Annotated in this window: 12 protein-coding genes and 1 pseudogene; 7 read left to right on the top strand and 6 right to left on the bottom strand. The window is 74.2% G+C overall.

Going from position 1 to position 17168, the window contains the following annotated elements; all coding sequences use genetic code 11:
- Positions 1–50: 50 nt before the first annotated feature.
- A complete protein-coding gene (locus ADL05_RS06415; RefSeq protein WP_053615938.1) occupies positions 51–1364 on the bottom strand; it encodes a hypothetical protein in 1314 nt (437 codons plus the stop codon).
- Positions 1365–1717: 353 nt separating this feature from the next.
- Between ADL05_RS06415 and ADL05_RS06410 the strand changes: the two are divergent.
- From ADL05_RS06410 to ADL05_RS06390, 6 genes and pseudogenes are all read left to right on the top strand, one after another.
- Positions 1718–2062, top strand: a pseudogene (locus ADL05_RS06410) (hypothetical protein); the annotation flags it as partial.
- A gap of 224 nt (positions 2063–2286) precedes the next feature.
- Positions 2287–4500 carry an NERD domain-containing protein gene (locus tag ADL05_RS06405; RefSeq protein WP_053615993.1) on the top strand — a complete coding sequence of 738 codons (2214 nt, stop codon included), beginning with the start codon at positions 2287–2289 and terminating at the stop codon, positions 4498–4500.
- A 173-nt stretch (positions 4501–4673) separates the two neighbouring features.
- On the top strand, positions 4674–6296 hold the full coding sequence (locus ADL05_RS06400) for an alpha/beta hydrolase (protein ID WP_053615937.1): 1623 nt from the start codon (positions 4674–4676) through the stop codon (positions 6294–6296).
- 111 nt (positions 6297–6407) lie between these two features.
- Entirely contained in the window at positions 6408–6806 is a 399-nt protein-coding gene (locus ADL05_RS06395; RefSeq protein WP_053615936.1) for a hypothetical protein, read from the top strand.
- A 181-nt stretch (positions 6807–6987) separates the two neighbouring features.
- A complete protein-coding gene (locus tag ADL05_RS30360; protein ID WP_156365748.1) occupies positions 6988–7140 on the top strand; it encodes a hypothetical protein in 153 nt (50 codons plus the stop codon).
- Positions 7141–7333: 193 nt separating this feature from the next.
- The gene (locus ADL05_RS06390) at positions 7334–8809 is read left to right on the top strand and encodes a UDP-N-acetylmuramoyl-L-alanyl-D-glutamate--2,6-diaminopimelate ligase (RefSeq protein WP_053615935.1); all 1476 of its coding nucleotides are present in this window, start codon (positions 7334–7336) and stop codon (positions 8807–8809) included.
- Between the two features lie 46 nt (positions 8810–8855).
- On the opposite strand, the gene pgl is transcribed toward ADL05_RS06390, so the two are convergent.
- The 5 genes from pgl to tkt all read right to left on the bottom strand — a co-directional run bounded on the left by pgl (position 8856) and on the right by tkt (position 15518).
- The gene (pgl, locus tag ADL05_RS06385) at positions 8856–9602 is read right to left on the bottom strand and encodes a 6-phosphogluconolactonase (protein WP_053615934.1); all 747 of its coding nucleotides are present in this window, start codon (positions 9600–9602) and stop codon (positions 8856–8858) included.
- 2 nt (positions 9603–9604) lie between these two features.
- Positions 9605–10525, bottom strand: coding sequence for a glucose-6-phosphate dehydrogenase assembly protein OpcA (locus tag ADL05_RS06380; RefSeq protein ID WP_053615933.1), 921 nt, complete (start codon positions 10523–10525; stop codon positions 9605–9607).
- Positions 10526–10550: 25 nt separating this feature from the next.
- Positions 10551–12098, bottom strand: coding sequence for a glucose-6-phosphate dehydrogenase (zwf, locus tag ADL05_RS06375; protein WP_053615932.1), 1548 nt, complete (start codon positions 12096–12098; stop codon positions 10551–10553).
- 132 nt (positions 12099–12230) lie between these two features.
- Positions 12231–13337 (bottom strand): transaldolase, encoded by a 1107-nt coding sequence (gene tal, locus ADL05_RS06370; protein ID WP_053615931.1) that lies wholly within the window; start codon positions 13335–13337, stop codon positions 12231–12233.
- Between the two features lie 87 nt (positions 13338–13424).
- On the bottom strand, positions 13425–15518 hold the full coding sequence (tkt, locus tag ADL05_RS06365; protein WP_053615930.1) for a transketolase: 2094 nt from the start codon (positions 15516–15518) through the stop codon (positions 13425–13427).
- A 680-nt stretch (positions 15519–16198) separates the two neighbouring features.
- Between tkt and ADL05_RS06360 the strand changes: the two genes are divergently transcribed.
- Positions 16199–17161: a heme o synthase gene (locus ADL05_RS06360; RefSeq protein ID WP_053615929.1), complete on the top strand. Its 963-nt coding sequence runs from the start codon at positions 16199–16201 to the stop codon at positions 17159–17161.
- The last annotated feature ends 7 nt before the right edge of the window (positions 17162–17168 follow it).

Here is a 17168-nt window from a genome sequence, read left to right as displayed (position 1 = left end):
GGGGGCCTCGACCCGGCGCGACGTGTACGGCCCGGCGGGCGGTGCCGCGCTCACCCGTCGATGGCCTCGGCCAGCGCCTCCAGCAGGTCGGCGCGCAGGTCGGCGTCGTCCTGGGCGCCGACCCACCGTGCGGGCACCTCCGAAGCCCCGGTCCCGCCCGCTGACATGGTCCGGTCCACCTCCGCCGACGCGGCCCTGCTCTCGGGCGCCGTCACGCTCCGGCTCACGCCTGCCTTCGTGCTCCGGCTCACCTCCGCCGTCGCTGTCCGGTCCCGGCCCGCTCCCACCGGCCCGTTCCCGCCGCGGTGGCCGCCCTCGTCGAGCAGTTCGCGCAGCAGCGCGTCGAGGGCGCCCTGGGGATCGGCGTCGAAGGCCTCGCGCTCCCGCTGGGCCCGCTCGGCGAGGGCGCGGGCGGTGCGGACCAGCCAGTCCCGTTCCACCGGGTCCAGGACCTCGCGCCGGGTCGGCGCCTCCGGCCGCGTTCCCGCGGTCTCGGGCACCGGGGCGTAGGGTGCGCTGCGGGCACGGCCGCGCGCCTGCTGCACCAGCCGGAAGTGGTCGGGCATGTCCACCGCCATCCGGCCCAGCACGCCCGTGAGCCGGCGGGCGACGTCCTCGCCGCTGATGGTCGGCAGCACCTTGCGCAGGAGCAGGCGGCGGCGCTGGTCGGGGGTGCGGCCCGGGTCGGCGTCGCGGCCGGAGGCCAGTTCGGCGAGCTTGCGCAGGAGGTAGTCACCGGTGGCGGTGGAGACCATGGGCGGTTCCTTGACCGCGGTGAGGGCGCGCCCGTGCAGGTCGGCGACGGGCACGGCGCTGCCGTCCTCGGTGAAGGAGGCGTTCTCGCCCTGGTGGATCTCCTCGGGCAGGTCGGCGGCGGGGTTGCCCCAGCCCGCGGTGAGCACCAGCAGCGCCAGCGCCTCCTGCTCGACCACGTCGGTGGCCACGCGCGCCACGTCCCGGCGCTGGGCCCACCGCCGGGGGCGCTCGGAGAAGGCGCAGCGCACCGTCCCGTTGGCGGCGTGCTGGGGGTAGACGCGGCGCAGGTTCTTGTAGGAGCGGTCGCGGCGGACGTCGTCCAGGGCATCGCGAAGCCGGTGGGCCGCGGTGCGGTCCACCGTGCCGTCCCGCGGCCGCGCGCGGCTCATGCGCACGGCGAGGACGCTGTCGGCGTCGCCCTGGTGGACCGGGCACGGGCAGTGCTCGGCGCACAGGTCGACGTAGTCGCAGAACTGCTCGGAATGGCCGGCGCAGCCCTGGGCGGTTCCGTCCGTGGAGCAGGGGCCGCACCCCATCACCCGCGTGAAGGCGCGCAGGAACGAGGTGGAACCGAACAGCTCCCAGGCGGAGCAGTGGTGCGTGCTCACGAACTCTTCTCCCCGGTGTGATCCGGGGCCGGGTCGCTTTCCCAGCCCTCCGGGAAAGCGCGTGAAAGAGACGTGAGACCTCAGCTGACACCCCCGCTCGCACGGGAGGTCACCCGCCAAAATAGTTCCGCCGTGAGGAAACTGTCAATTGCCTTCGGGGTGGGAGAAGTGCGACTCACGCTATTGAATCGGACATAGGAAACAATGGTCACACGGATTTCGCTTCGGTGGGTCGGACAAGGTCGTGCGGCTGTGTCCGAGAGACTGCGGTGAGACCCCCCGGGCCGGGGGTGATCCAGGTGGCCGCGGCACACCGAACGCGGGCACGCGCCGAGACGAACGGAGGTCGCCGGATGCCGGTGGTCAACCTGACGCCGCATGTGGTGACAGTCGTCGACGCCCGCTCGCGTGTCATCCAGCGCTGGCCGCGCGCCCCCGAACCGGCGCGGGTCGAGGCCGTCCGTGTCCCGGTGCGCGGCGCGGCGGGCGTCCCCGCGGGCGTGCCCCTGGTCGCGGAGAGACGCACCCGCGCCAACCTGCCCGAACCGCAGGAGGGCGTGTGGTTCATCGTCTCCTCCGTGGTCGGCTCGGCCCACCCCGAGCGCCGCGACCTGCTCGTGCCCTCGGACCTGGTCCGCGACGGCAAGGGCGTGGTGACCGCGTGCCGGTCGTTCATGATCAGCGGAACCCCCGTCCGGGCCGCGCCCGACCAGGGCAGGACGGCGCCGGAACCAGGGCGCACGGGCGGCCGGGACCAGGCCCAGGGCACGAGCGGGGGCCGGGGCAAGGCCAGGGGCGGCGAGCGGGCGGGGGACAAGGAGAAGGACATGGTGGGCTCGTGACCGGTCGGCGCGCCCTGCCGGGGCCCGCCGCGGCCCGGTACCGTGGACCCGCCCACACGCCCCGGACCGAGAGGGAGGCCGTGGACAGCCCCCGTGCCGCCGTGGTGCTCGTCGGGCGGAGTCCGACCCCCGCCCTGCTGTCCGCGCTCACCCTGGGGACCGAGCGGTTGGTCCTGGTCGCCAGCGACGGCACCCTGCGGGTGGCGCGCCGCGTGGCCGCGGCCGTGGAGGCGCTGACCGACACCGCCTCGGTGCGCGTGCTCAGCGTGGGCCCGGACCCTCACGACTTCCGGGCGGCCGAGGACACGCTGGCCGCCGTCCACCGGTCGCTGGGCGCCCGGCCCTGGTTCCTGGACTACACCGGCGGGACGAAGGTCATGAGCGTGGCGGCGGCGCTCTTCCACGACCGCGCCCTGCCCGCGGACCGCCACCCGCCGACCCGCCGGTGGCGCCACTACCTCGACGCCGGACGCGACGCCCTGCGCACCCACGACCCCGCCTGGCCCGAACGCCCGATCGCGACCGGGCGCGTGGACCTGCGGACCCTGGCGCGCGTGCACGGCGCCGAGTGGTGCGAGGACCGCGACCCCGAACCCGTGCGCCTGGTCGCCCAGGGCGGCCGACAGGCCCTCGACGCCCGGTACCCGGACCTGTCGCCCGCGGTGCGACGCGGCGTGATCGCCGAGGGGCGCGTGCTGTCCCACCTGCGCCGCCACCTGGCCGCCGCCCCCGACACCGAGGTGCTCGGCCCCCGCCGGGTCGCCGACCCCTTCCACGCCGACGGCTCGATCGCCGACTTCGACGCCCTGGTGCGGCACGGCCACCGGGTGCTGTGCGTGGAGGCCAAGACCCGGCCCGGCGACGTCGTGGGCCGGGCGGGGTGGACCGTGGCCAAGGCGCGCCGGGTCTTCGGCACCGCCGCCCAGGTGCTCTTCGTGCACAGCGGGCCCGCCGTGCCGAGTCTGCGCGAGCAGATCACCGCCGTCAACCCCGCGCTGACCGCCCGCCAGGTCCACGTGTGGAGCATGGCCGACTTCCTCGGGCGGCTCACGTCCTTCGACGACCTGCGCGCGGCCTTCTTCCCCCCGCCGGCGCCGCTGCGCACGCCCGTGCGGCAGGGCGCGGAGCCCGAGCCCGAGCCCGCCCGCGGGCCCACCCCCGAGCCCGCCCCCGCGCCCGAGCACGCGTCGCCGCCGACCTCCCGGCCCCGTCCACCGGAGCGCCATCCCGGCCCCGGAGAACGCCCCCGCCTGGTCACCTCGCTGGGCGGCAGCCGCCTGGGGACCCTCACCGCCCTGCACGCCCACCGCCCCGGCCGCGCCCTGGTCCTGCCCTCCCGGCAGAGCGTGCGCGACCACGTCCGCGAGTCCGCCGCGCGCACCCTGTACGCCGCCGAGCGCCCCGACGACCCCCGGCCGGACGCGGCCCGCCTGAAGGAGGCCGGCTACCGCGACCGGGTCCGCTTCACCGCCGCCCCCGTGGAGGGCTCCGACGCCGACGAGGTCGCCGCCGTGGCGCTGGAGTGGCTGGCGGCCGAGGGCGGGGCCGCGGGGGACGGCGCCTCCGTGATCGCCGACATCACCACCGGCACCAAGGCGATGAGTCTGGGACTGGCCCTGGCGGCCCGCGAGGTCGGTGCCTGCACGACCTACCAGCTGGTCCACCGGCGCTCGATCGTGTGCATGGTCCACGGAGAGGCGGCCCTGGAGGGCCGGGCCGCCGTGGACTGGCCCCTGGTCCTGCCCGGGTACGCGCCGCTGGAGGGCCCGCTGGGCGCCCGGGTCGGTCCGGTAGGGCGCGTGCAGGTGGACACCGCGCTGTTGGAGGCGGCCCGGGCCGAGCTCACCCGCGCCGCCTCCGGCCCGGTCGGGGTGTGGATGGACGCCTCCCTGCCCGACCCCGACGCCTCCGTCACAGCCCAGGAGCGCCCCAGCCTGGTGCTGACCTTCGGCGACCGGGCGGTGGGGCTGGCGGCTCCCGCCTGGCGGCGCCTGCGCTCACCGGGGGCCGAGCCGCGCGCGGTCTCCCGCGGCGCGTGGGCGCAGAGCGTCTTCGCCGCCACCACGCACCTGGGCGTGCGCTGCGACGTGGCGGGCACGGTCCTGGCGCTCAGCCGGCCGGGCGCGGACGTCGGCCGGGCGGGCGAGCTCGTGGAGTGGATCGCCCACGCCGATCCGAGCCAGGGGGAGCCCGGGACGGGCCTGGTGTTCGGCGAGCCGCTGCGGCCGCTCCTGGTGGCCGCCGCCCCGGGCGCCCTGCCCCCGATCCTGTCCACGGACGTCAGCCGGCTCTGAACGGGGGCCGCCCGCCCCACGGCTGCGCGTCGTGACCGGTCGCGCCGCCATCGGTAACGTGTCGAGGTCGTGACACCCGTCATGGCAACCGGGTGCCCCAAGGGCTCGTCTACGTCGGCGACACCACCACGCCCGGCCGCCCCTGGCCGGGCCCGCAGAAACGGAGCCGCCGCATGCGCTATGGCGCACGGGCCCTCGTGGCAGGTATGGCCACGGTCCTCCTCGCCGGGTGCACGGGCACCCCCGGACCCGCCCCGGCGGCCGATGCGGAGACGGACGGCAGAGTCGTCGAGCCCGGCACTCCTGAGGCGTTCACGGGCCAGGAGATCGAGTGGGACGACTGCTACACCGGTGACGACCTCGACGCGGCCGTCGACGAGGGCGGGGAGCGCGACTGGCTGGCGGCCCTGGACTGCGGGACCGTCGCGGTGCCGCTCGACTACGCCGACCCGGGCGGCCGGACCGTCGACATCCACGTCACCCGCGCCGCCGCGACCGGTGGCGGCTCGCCCGCGGGCTCCCTCGTCATCAACGGCGGAGGACCCGGCGTCACGGGTTCCGAGACCCTCTTCTGGCGGACCATGAGCCCGCGGATCCGCTCCTCCTTCGACCTGGTCTCCTTCGACCCGCGGGGTGTGGGGGAGAGCGAGGGGCTGGAGTGCGGGAACTGGCACGAGATCGACCGGGTCCAGATGGAGCTGGCCGAGACCGATCCCGCCGACCTCACCGCCGACCAGCTGGCCCCGATGGAGCGGGCGGCGCGCCAGTACGCCGAGGACTGCGCGCAGGAGGCGGGCGAGGACTTCCTCTTCAACATGGGGACCGTCAACGTCGTCCGCGACCTGGACGTCCTGCGGGACGCCCTCGGCGACCCCGCCCTCACCTACCTCGGCTACTCCTACGGCACCCACATCGGGGCCCTGCACGCCGAGATGTTCCCGGACACCACGCGGGCCCTGGTCCTGGACGGCGCGGTCGAGACCGAGCACAGCAACGCCGAGGCCGCCTACGAGCAGGACGTCGCCTTCCAGGAGTCCTGGGAGATGTTCGTCGAGTACTGCGTCGCCGACATGGCCGACTGCCCCTTCGAGAGCGTCGGGGGAGCGGAGGCGGACATGGACGCGGCCTTCGCGCTCCTGGACGCCGACCCGCCCGAGATCGAGGGTGAGCCGGTCGACTCCTGGACCTTCGCGTGGATGATCACGAGCGCCCTCTACGACGAGTTCCTGTGGGAGGACGTCGCCCAGGCGGTCCGGGCGGTGCTGGAGGAGGACGAGGAGGGGATCGACGAGTGGTTCCCCTACCTCCACGAGAACGCGTTCGGGGTCTCCGACGCCTCGTCGCGCCCGCGCGCCGCCGACGACGCGGACCCGGTGGACGACACCGCGGCCCTGACCGCGATCAACTGCGCCGACCGGGCCGACCCCACCGACGTCGAGACCTACCGGGAGGCAGCCGAGAGGGACGCGGCGGACGCGTCCTTCTTCGCCGGCGGCGTGTGGGACGTCCTGCCGTGCGCCTACTGGACCGAGACGGAGGAGGCTCCCACGGGGTTCACCGCTCCCGACGCGCCGCCGATCGTGGTCGTCGGCACGGTCGGCGACCCGGCCACGCCCTACGTGTGGGCGCGGGAGCTGGCGGAGCAGCTGGAGACGGCGACCCTGGTGACCTACGAGGGCGGCGGCCACACGATCTACGGCTACGGGATCAGCGGGTGCGTGGACGTCCCGGTCGACGACTACCTCATCGACCTGACCGTGCCCGAGCGGGGCCTGTCCTGCCCCGGCGAGCTCTAGGCACCGCGCGACCCGCCTCCGCCCTCCCTCCCGGGAGTGAGCCGTCTCCCCCGCGAGGGGGAGGCGCCCACCACCGGCCCCGGCCAGGCTGGGGGTGACGGAAGGGGAGCCATGGCGCACACGCGGCTCGGTGACGCGGCGGCGGGGGCGGCCCTCGTCCTGGGGATCGCCCACGCGGTGGTGGTCTCGGTCTCGGCCCGGGGGGAGTTCGGTGCGGGCCTGGTGGCCTGGATCGCCGTACCCTTCCTGGTGATGCTGGGCTTCGCCGCCGCGGCGCTCGCCCTGGCACGGCACGGGGACCGGCCGGACCGGCCGCGCTGGGCGGTGTGGACGGCGGGTGCGGCCACGGTGGTCACGGCACTGCTGGTCCCGGCGGGGATCGCCCCGCTGTTCACGGGCGACCCGCTCGGGGTGTTCCTGGGGCCGACCCCCTACGCGCTGGTGTGCGTCCCCCTGTTCGCGGCGCTCACGTGGCGTGCGCTGTCCTCCGGCGGCGCGCCCGAACGGTAGCGGCCGGGTGCGACGCCGCACTCGCACTCGCACTCGCGCTCGAACGCGTGGGCGAAGGCGAACCGCGACCCGTGGCCCACCCGCGCCGCGATCGAGGCGGGCGGGAGGCCCCCGCCCGCAGCAGGACACCTCCGGGGACCGGCCCGCCGCCGTGCGCGGCCCGTGCGCGTACACTCTCGGTATGGATGGCGCACACGCGGTGAGGCAGGGCCCGGTCCGGGCCTCCCGCGTGCTGCCCGCGCCCGCCGGCGCCGCCGCCACGGTCAGCCGGTCCACCTCCGCCGTGCCGGAGGCCCCCCGTACCGGCCTGCGGGCCCTGCACGGGCACGGTTAGCGACCTCACCGCCTCTCTCTCCGGCCCTCCGCCACCTTCTCCGGCCACCGCCACCCCGGCGGCCACCGCCGCGGCGCCCGCGGCCCGATCCGCGCGTTCCGCCCCACTCCCCGCCAGCCCGCGGCGATCCCGTCGGCTGCGCCCACCGGCACCGGTCCCCTCCGACGGCCGTGCCACTCCCGAAGGGACCGCTGTGAAACTGAGCGAGCTGCTGAACGGCCACGACCACCAGGTCCTGCGCGGAGACCAGGACGTCCTGATCACCGCGGCGCCCTGCCTGGACGCCGACCGGGTGACGGCCGGTTCCCTCTACGTCGCCCTGCCCGGGCACCCGACCGGCGGCGTCGAGGGACTGGGCACCGCGCTCGCCCGGGGCGCCGTCGCCGTCCTGGTCGAGGGGGAGGCGCCCGACGGCGACGGCCTCGACACCAGCGGCGTCTGTGTGGTGCGGGTGGCCGACGCCCGCACCGCCGTGGCGTTCGTGTCGGTGCGCTTCCACGGCGAACCGGGGCGCGGCATGGACGTCGTCGCCATCACCGGCACCAACGGCAAGACGTCGGTCTCGTCCATGTACGAGTCGCTGCTGAGGATCGCCGAGCGCGCCCGGGTGGGGGTCATCGGGACCTCCGGTGCGCGGACCGGGGACGACCGGATCCCCATGCCCCCGTCGGTGCTGAGCACGCCCGAGGCGCCGGACCTGCAGTACCTCCTGGCACGGATGCGCGCACGGGGCTGCGACAGCGTCGTCCTGGAGGCGACCTCCATGGGGCTGCTCAACCACCGGGTGGACGGGTCGTTCGTGGACGTGGGGGTGTTCACCAACCTGTCCCAGGACCACCTGGACGACCACGGCACGATGGAGAGCTACCGGGACGCCAAACTGCTCCTGTTCGGCGGCATGTGCCGACGCGCGGTGGTCAACGCCGACGACCCCGTCGGTGCCGGGATCCCCGCGCTGATGCCGGGCGCGGTGACCACCTACGCCATCGACGCCCAGGCCGACTACCGGGCCACCGACCTGGTGGTCGACGCCTCGGGAACGCGCTTCGTGCTGCACCACGACGGCCGCAAGTACCCGGCGGCCGTGCCCGTGCCGGGCCGCTTCTCGGTGTCCAACGCCCTGGCCGCCCTCGCCGCCTGCCACGTGCTGGGCCACGAGCTCGGGGCCCTGCTGGCCGCGCTGGAGCGGATGCCGCAGATCCCGGGGCGGTTCGAGCACTTCGGGACGCCGGACGGCGTCTCGGTGATCGTGGACTACGCCCACTCGCCGGACTCGCTCGACAAGGTCCTCGCCACGATCCGCGGCTTCGCCCCCGGCCGGGTCATCACCGTCTTCGGCTGCGGCGGGGACCGCGACACCACCAAGCGCGCCTGGATGGGTGAGATCGCGGGCACCCACTCCGACCTGTGCGTCCTCACCTCGGACAACCCGCGCCACGAGGACCCCGGGACGATCATGGACCAGGTCGCCCAGGGGCTGCGGCGGACCGGCACCCCCTTCGAGCGGGTCGGCGACCGCCACGAGGCCATCGCCCTGGCGCTCTCCGAAGCCCGTCCGGGGGACGTCGTCCTGGTCGCGGGCAAGGGCAGCGAGACGCACCAGATCGTCGGCGACGCCCTGCTGCCCTTCGACGACATGTCGACCGTGCGCGGGCTCTCCCCGGCCTGATCCCCGCGACGCCGACCGCCCCGGGCGCACCCGGGGCGGCCCGTGGTCAGATCCGCGCGGCGGCGGCCTCGTCGACCCAGAACACGGTGCGCTCCCGGCCCCGCGCCCCCGCCACCGGGGCCTGGTCCGTACTGCCTCCGGCCAGCCCCAGGCGGACCGGCTCGGCCTTGCCCTCGCCCGAGGCCAGGAGCCACACCTCGCGGGCGGACCGCAGAGCCGGCATCGTCAGGGTGATCCGGCGCGGCGGCGGCTTGGGCGACTCCCGTACCGCCGCCACCGACGCCTCGTCCTCACGCACCTCCGGCAGGCCCGGGAACAGCGACGCCACGTGCGCGTCCGGCCCCACGCCCAGCAGGCACACGTCGAACTCGGGCACCGACGCCTCACCGTGGGCGGCCCGCGTCAGCTCGCGCTTGTAGCGGGTGGCCGCGTGGTCCACGTGGTCGCCGTCCATCCCGTCCGAGGCGGGCATGGGGTGCACGTGGTCGGCGGGGATGTCGATGTGGTCGATCAGCGCCTCGCACGCCTGCGTCTCGTTGCGCTCGGCGTCCTTGGTGGGCAGGAAGCGCTCGTCCCCCCACCACAGGTGCACGCGCGACCAGTCCAGACCCTCGCGCTCGGCGGCCCGGCGCAGCGACCGCAGCACCGCGATCCCCATCCCGCCGCCCGTCAGCACCAGGTGGGCCACGTCCCGCTCGGCCAGCGCCGCGTTGGTCCGCTCGACCAGCGCGTCGGCGACCGCGTCGGCCAGCGCCCCGCCGTCGGGGCGGCGGACGATCTCCGGTTCACTCATCCTCATCCTCCGCTTCCGGTGAGCGAGGCCCCCAGGTGGCGGGCCGCGCTCTCGTAGATCTCGTCGGCGTCCAGTCGGCGCAGCTCCTCGGCCAGCGCCTGGGAGGCGCTGCGCCGGGCCAGCGCCACCGTCTGGTCCGGCTGCCCGAAACGCGACAGGGTGGCCACCCGGCCGTCGACCCGGGAGATCGTGATGTCCCCGTGCTCGGTGGTCAGCCGGACCTCGGTCAGCCCGGGGCCGTGGGAGGACGCCCGCTCCACGGACACCTCCAGGCGGTCCGACAGCCACGACGCCATGAGGTCGGCGCTCGGGTAGTGGTCCTCGGCCGTCACACGGGCCGACGTCACCCACCCGCAGGGCTGGTCCATGGCACTGGCCAGCAGCGAGCGCCACGGGGTCAGCCGCGTCCAGGTCAGGTCCGTGTCGCCCGGTCGATAGTTGGCCACGCGGTCGGCGAGGTCGCGCAGTGGGTCGGGAGCGCGCAGGGCGTCGGTGATCCGGCGCTGGGCCAGGCGGCCGACCGGGTCGTCGGCCGGGTCGACCGGGCCCACGCCCGGCCACCACGCCACGACCGGCGCGTCCGGCACCAGCAGCGGGGTGACCACGGAGTCGGCGTGCTGGCCCAGAGGGCCGTACAGGCGCAGCAGCACGGCCTCGCCCGGACCGGACGTGCCCGGCCGACGGATCTCGGCGTCGATCGCCGGCTCGGCGCCCGGGTCGCGCCGGATCAGCGCGACCACGCGCGAGGGGTGCTCGTGCCCGGCCTCGGTCGCGGCGCGCACGGCGTCGTAGTGGTCCGCCTCGTCGGTGACGATGACCAGGGTCAGGACCATGTTCATGGCACCGCCGCCGACGCTGTGCCGCTCGGCCATGAGCGCCTCGGTGATCTGCGCCGTGGTGGTACGCGGCAGATAGAGCGTCATCCAGCCCTCCCCAGAGCGATGGTGGTCACGGGCGCCGCCACTGGCGGCCGTCCCTGGCGAGCAGCGCGTGGGCGGACTCGGGCCCCCACGTGCCCGACCCGTACTGCTCGGGCCGCCCCTCCTTGGCCCAGAACTCCTCGACCGGGTCCAGGATGCGCCAGGACAGCTCGACCTCCTCCTGGCGCGGGAAGAGCGGCGGGTCGCCGATCAGCACGTCCAGGATGAGCCGTTCGTAGGCCTCGGGGCTGGCCTCGGTGAAGGACTGCCCGTAGGTGAAGTCCATGCTGACGTCGCGCACCTCCATGGTGGCGCCCGGGACCTTGGAACCGAACCGCAGCGTCACCCCCTCGTCGGGCTGGATGCGCAGGACCAGGGCGTTCTGCCCCAGCTCGCTGACGTCGGTGCGCGGGAACATCTGCTGCGGAGCCGCCTGGAACACCAGTGCCACCTCGGTGACCCGGCGCCCCAGCCGCTTGCCGGTGCGCAGGTAGAAGGGCACGCCCGACCAGCGCCGGGTGCCCACCGCCAGCTTCAGCGCGGCGTAGGTCTCGGTGACGGAGTCGGACGGGATGCCGTCCTCCTCCAGGTAGCCGCGGACCGAGGCGCCGCCCTGCCAGCCGGCCGCGTACTGGCCGCGCGCGGTGCCGGTCGCCAGGTCCTCGGGCAGCGACACCGCGGAGAGCACCTTCTCCTTCTCGGCGCGGATCGCGTCGGCGCTGTAGGAGACCGGCTCCTCCATGGCCACCAGCGCGAGCAGCTGCAGCAGGTGGTTCTGGATGACGTCGCGCGCCGCCCCGATGCCGTCGTAGTAGCCCGCGCGCCCGCCCACGCCGATGTCCTCGGCCATGGTGATCTGCACGTGGTCCACGTAGCTGCGGTTCCACAGCGGCTCGAACAGCGTGTTGGCGAAGCGCAGCGCCAGGATGTTCTGGACCGTCTCCTTGCCCAGGTAGTGGTCGATGCGGAACACCGATGACGGCGGGAACACGTCGTCCACCACCGCGTTGAGCTCCTGGGCGCTCTCCAGGTCGTGCCCGAACGGCTTCTCGATCACCACCCGCCGCCAGGGGGTGGTCGCGGTCTCCGTGCCCGCCGGGGACTCGGCCAGGCCGCTGCGCTTGAGCTGGGTGACCACGGTCGGGAAGAGCTTGGGCGGCAGCGACAGGTAGAAGGCGTAGTTGCCCCCGGTGCCGCGCGCGGCGTCGAGCTCGCGCACGGTCTCGGCCAGGCGGTCGAAGGCGTCGTCGTCGTCCAGGTCGCCCTGGACGAAGCGGACGCCCTCACTGAGCTGGCGCCACACGTCCTCGCGGAAGGGGGTGCGAGCGTGCTCCCGGACGGCCTCGTAGGCCTGGGCGGCGAAGTCCTGGTGCTCCCAGTCGCGCCGCGCGAACCCCACCAGGCCGAAGCCCGGCGGCAGCATGCCGCGGTTCGCCAGGTCGTAGATGGCGGGCAGGAGCTTCTTGCGGGCCAGGTCGCCCGTCACGCCGAACAGCACCAGGACACTGGGGCCGGCGATGCGGGGCAGCCGGCGGTCCAGGGCGTTGCGGAGCGGGTTGGGTACCGCTCCCGGCATCACCGGTTCTTTCACAGCGGATACTTCCTCGTCGAGAGCGGCCGGCGGGTTCGTGGCTGGGGCCCGGGCGGACGGCCCCGCCCGGACCCGCTCCGGAGAGCGGGCCCGGGCCGGTGGCGCGGACGCCCCGGGTCAGGCGAGCGCGTCGAGCTTGGCGGACAGGCCCTTGAGCAGGCTCTCCCAGGAGTCGGTGAACTTGGTCACGCCCTCCTCCTCCAGGAGCGCGAACACCTCGGTGAGGTTCACGCCGGCGTTCTCCAGCGCGGCGAAGTCGGAGCGCGCCCGCTGGTAGGTGCCCAGGACGGTGTTGCCGGTGATCTCGCCGTGGTCGGCGGTGGCGTCCAGGGTCGCCTGCGGCATCGTGTTGACCGTGTTGCGCGCCACCAGCTCGGTGACGTAGCGGGTGTCCTCGAAGGCGGGGTCCTTCACACCGGTGGACGCCCACAGCGGGCGCTGCGGCGAGGCGCCCTGCGCGGCGAGGGCCTGCCACTCCTTGGAGGCGAAGACCTCCTCGTAGGCCTGGTAGGCCAGCCGGGCGTTGGCCACCGCGGCCCGTCCCACCAGGGCCCGGGCCTCGTCGGTGCCGATCGCCTTGAGGCGCTTGTCCACCTCGGAGTCCACGCGGCTGACGAAGAAGGACGCCACCGACTGGATCCGGGACAGGTCGTGGCCGTTGGTGCGGGCCAGCTCCATCCCCTCCAGGTAGGCGTCCATCACCTGGCGGTAGCGCTCCAGGGAGAAGATCAGCGTGACGTTGACGCTGATGCCCATGCCCAGGACGCGCGTGATCGCGGGCAGGCCCTCGGCGGTCGCGGGGATCTTGATCATCAGGTTGGGCCGGTCGACCAGCCACCACAGGGCCTTGGCCTCGGCGACGGTGCGCTCGGTCTCGCGGGCCAGGCGCGGGTCGACCTCCAGGGACACGCGGCCGTCGACGCGGTCGGTGGCGTCGTAGACCGGGCGCAGGGTGTCCGCGGCCCAGCGGATGTCGTAGGCGGTGAGCAGCCGGACGGCCTCGTCCACCGATACTCCGCGCACGCCCAGCTCGTGGACCTGCTGGTCGTAGGCGTCGCCCTCGGCGAGCGCCTTGTCGAAGATGGTGGGGTTGGAGGTGACGCCGACCACGTGGTGGGTCGACATCAGCTCGGCCAGGTTGCCCGTGCGCAGCCGCTCACGGCTGATGTCGTCCAGCCAGACGGACACGCCCGCCTCGGACAGGGCCTTGAGTGCGTTGTTCATCAGATTCGCGCCTTCCTCATGGGGCGTCGCCGCCCTCTCGCACACAGGGGGCGGGCCCCGCCGGATGCTCCGGCGGGGCCCGCGACGTCAGCGTCCGGCTCGGGCCGCGCTGTCGTGGACGGCGGCCACGACGGCGTCGGCGGTGAGGCCGAACTTCTCGTACAGGGTCTGGTAGGGGGCGGAGGCGCCGAAGTGCTCCAGGCTCACCGAGGCGCCGGCGTCACCGACGTAGGAGCGCCACCCCAGGGCGATACCGGCCTCGACCGAGACCCGGGTGCGCACCGAGGAGGGCAGGACCCGCTCCCGGTACTCCTGGCTCTGGGACTCGAACCACTCCACGCAGGGCATGGACACCACGCGGGTGGGCGTGCCGTCGGCCTCCAGGGCCCGGCGCGCCTCCAGGGCGATCGGCACCTCGCTGCCGGTGGCGATGATGATCGCCGCCGGGGTGCCGCCGTCGGCCTCGGCCAGCACGTAGCCGCCCTTGACCGCCTCCTCGGCCGGGGCGTACTCGCCGCGGTCCAGGACGGGCAGGTTCTGGCGGGTCAGCGCGAGCGCGGCGGGGCGGTCGGCGGTCTCCAGGACCTTGCGCCAGACCACGGCGGTCTCGTTGGCGTCGGCCGGCCGGACCACGTCCAGGCCGGGGATGGCGCGCAGCGACCACAGGTGCTCGACCGGCTGGTGGGTCGGGCCGTCCTCGCCCAGGCCGATGGAGTCGTGCGTCCACACGTAGGTGACCGGCAGCTTCATCAGCGCGGCCAGGCGCACGGCCGGGCGCATGTAGTCGCTGAAGACGAGGAAGGTGCCGCCGTAGGGCCGGGTGGGGCCGTGCAGGGCGATGCCGTTGAGGATCGAGCCCATGCCGTGCTCGCGCACGCCGAAGTGCAGCACGCGCCCGTACGGGTTGCCGGGGAACATGGTGCTGGCGCGGTCGAAGGGCAGGAAGGACGGCTCGCCCTTGGGAGTGGTGTTGTTGGAGCCGGCCAGGTCGGCCGAACCGCCCCACAGCTCCGGCAGCACCGGGGCGACGGCGCTCAGCACCTCGCCGCTGGCCTTGCGGGTGGCCATGCCCTTGTCGCTGGCCTCGAAGGTCGGCAGGGACTCCTCCCAGCCCGCGGGGAGCTTGCCCGCCTGGAGGCGGTCGAACAGCTCGCCGTGCTCCTCCGCGCCGCGGCGCCAGGCCTGGAACGCCGTGTCCCACTGCTTGCGGGCCTCGCGGCCCCGGTCCAGGGCGCGGCGGGTGTGCTCGAGCACCCGGTCCTCGACGGCGAACGGCTCGTCGGGCAGGCCCAGGATCGCCTTGGTGGCGGAGATCTCGTCGGCGCCCATGGCCGCGCCGTGGATGGCGCCGGTGTTCTGCTTGTTCGGCGCGGGCCAGCCGATCACCGTGCGCAGCTTGATGAAGGTGGGGCGCTCGGTCTCGGCCTTGCCGCGCAGGATCGCCTGGTAGAGGGCGTCGATGTCCTCGGCGTACTCGCCGGTGGCGGTCCAGTCGACCTCCTCGACGTGCCAGCCGTAGGCGCGGTAGCGCTCCAGCACGTTCTCGGAGTGCGCGATCCGGGTGTCGTCCTCGATGGAGATCTGGTTGTCGTCCCAGATCATGATGAGGTTGCCCAGGTTCTGGGTGGCGGCCAGGGCGCTGGCCTCGTGGCTCACCCCCTCCTGGACGTCGCCGTCGGAGCAGAAGGCGAAGACGTGGTGGTCGAAGGGGCTCGCGCCGGGGCCTGCCTCGGGGTTGAACAGCCCGCGCTCGCGGCGCGCGGCCATGGCCATGCCGACGGCGTTGCCCACGCCCTGGCCCAGGGGGCCGGTCGTGGTCTCCACGCCGGGGGTGTGGCCGACCTCGGGGTGGCCGGGGGTGAGGCTGTCCCACTGGCGCAGGGACTTGAGGTCGTCCAGGGTCAGGCCGTACCCGGCCAGGTAGAGCTGGATGTACAGGGTGAGGCTGGAGTGGCCGATCGACAGGACGAACCGGTCCCGGCCCACCCAGTCGGGGGTGGACGGGTCGTGCCGCATGACCTTCTGGAAGAGGAGGTAGGCGGCGGGAGCCAGGCTCATCGCGGTGCCGGGATGTCCGTTACCCGACTTCTCGACGGCGTCCATCGCCAGGGCCCGAACGGTGTTGACGGCGCGGAGGTCGAGATCCGACCACTCCAGTGTCTGCGGGGTGTGGGCGTTCACGGACTTGCGTTCTCCTTCTCGGGCACCCGTCGTGCCCTGTTGGGCGCGAGGGGCGGCTGTTGTGGGCTTTCGTCGTCGGGACCGGCGCCGGAGCCCTCGGGCCCGGTGGACGTACGGCCCGCGGGGGGTGTGCGGGGCACGACACCGCCGACGCCGGATCCGGGACCCTGCGGTCCCTGCGTCCTCATCCCGGACAACAGCCGCGGCGGTCTGGTAAGTCCCGACAGGGACGGCCAACCGCGAGCCTATCGTCCGGGGCTGGTGATGTCGTTGCCCGACACCTCTCATTACCGCTGGGTAACCGCGCCTGCGCGGGGCGGTGCGGCGCGGTGGGGTCCCGCGCGGGCGGCCGTACCCGCCCGGGGCGGGAGCGTGGCAGGCTGGAAGCGCGGCGGGGCGTGTGCGAACCTTCTGCTGCGCCCGGCGGTCGACCGCGGCACGGGGCCGCCGACCAGGTCCCTTCGCCAGCGAGGGGGCTGGGGACCGGTTCGCGCGAGCTAGTACTACGATGTGTCGTTGACGGGGTTTTCGCTGATCCTGACGCACTGTCGGTCCGCTCGGCCCCGCGTGGCGAGTGTCGAAATTCCCTAGAGTCATCGAGGTATCCGCGTGTCAGATTCCGAGCCGGTACGCCCCACCCGGGCGCGAGCGAACCGTCCGGCCGAGGGGACGCGGTACTGATGGCCCTCGCAGACCGGGCCCCGCGCACGGACACCGCCGACCAGGACGAGGCCCCCCGCAGGGCCACGCCCGGCCGGTACGTCCGCGCCTACGTCGCCCTCTCCAAGCCCCGCGTCATCGAACTCCTGCTCATCACCACGATCCCGGTGATGTTCGTCGCGGCCGGAGGCGTGCCCCCGCTCTGGACCGCGGTGGCCACCCTGGTGTTCGGCACCATGTCGGCGGCCAGCGCCAACGCGATGAACTGCTACATCGACCGCGACATCGACCGTGAGATGCGTCGCACCCGCCAGCGTCCCGGCGCGATGGACCTGGTGACCCCGCGCGGCGCCCTCGCCTACGGCCTGGCACTGGCGGTCGGGTCGACCCTCGGGTTCCTGCTGCTGGTCAACGTGCTCTCGGCGGTGCTGTCGGTCTTCGCGATCCTGTTCTACATCTTCGTCTACACCATGCTCCTCAAGCGGCGCACGGCGCAGAACGTGGTGTGGGGCGGCATCGCCGGATGCATGCCGGTGCTGATCGGCTGGGCCGCGGTCACCAACAGCCTGGACTGGGCGCCCTTCGTGCTCTTCCTGGTCGTGTTCTTCTGGACGCCGCCGCACACCTGGACCCTGGCCATGCGCTACCGGGAGGACTACGCCGCCGCCAAGGTGCCGATGCTGCCGGTGGTCGCCAGCGACCGCCGCGTGCTGCTGGAGTGCGTGCTCTACAGCTGGGCCACCGCGATCGTCTCGCTCGTCTTCTGGCCGGTCGCCGGGACCACGGCCTTCTACGGCGTGGTCGCGCTGGTCCTGGGTGCGCTGCTGGTCGTCCAGGCGCACCGGCTGCTCAGCCGCTCGCTCGCGGGGGTGAGCGGCGCCCGGCTCAAGACGATGGGCTTCTTCCACCTGTCCAACGCCTACCTGGCCCTGCTGTTCGTCGCGGTCACGATCGACCCGCTGGTCGCCCGCCTGCTGGCCTGAGCGCACG

The sequence above is a fragment of the Nocardiopsis sp. NRRL B-16309 genome (genome assembly GCF_001279585.1).
Classification (GTDB): domain Bacteria; phylum Actinomycetota; class Actinomycetes; order Streptosporangiales; family Streptosporangiaceae; genus Nocardiopsis.
Note: the sequence above shows the minus strand (reverse complement) of the source record. Positions and strands in the feature narration are given on the sequence as shown.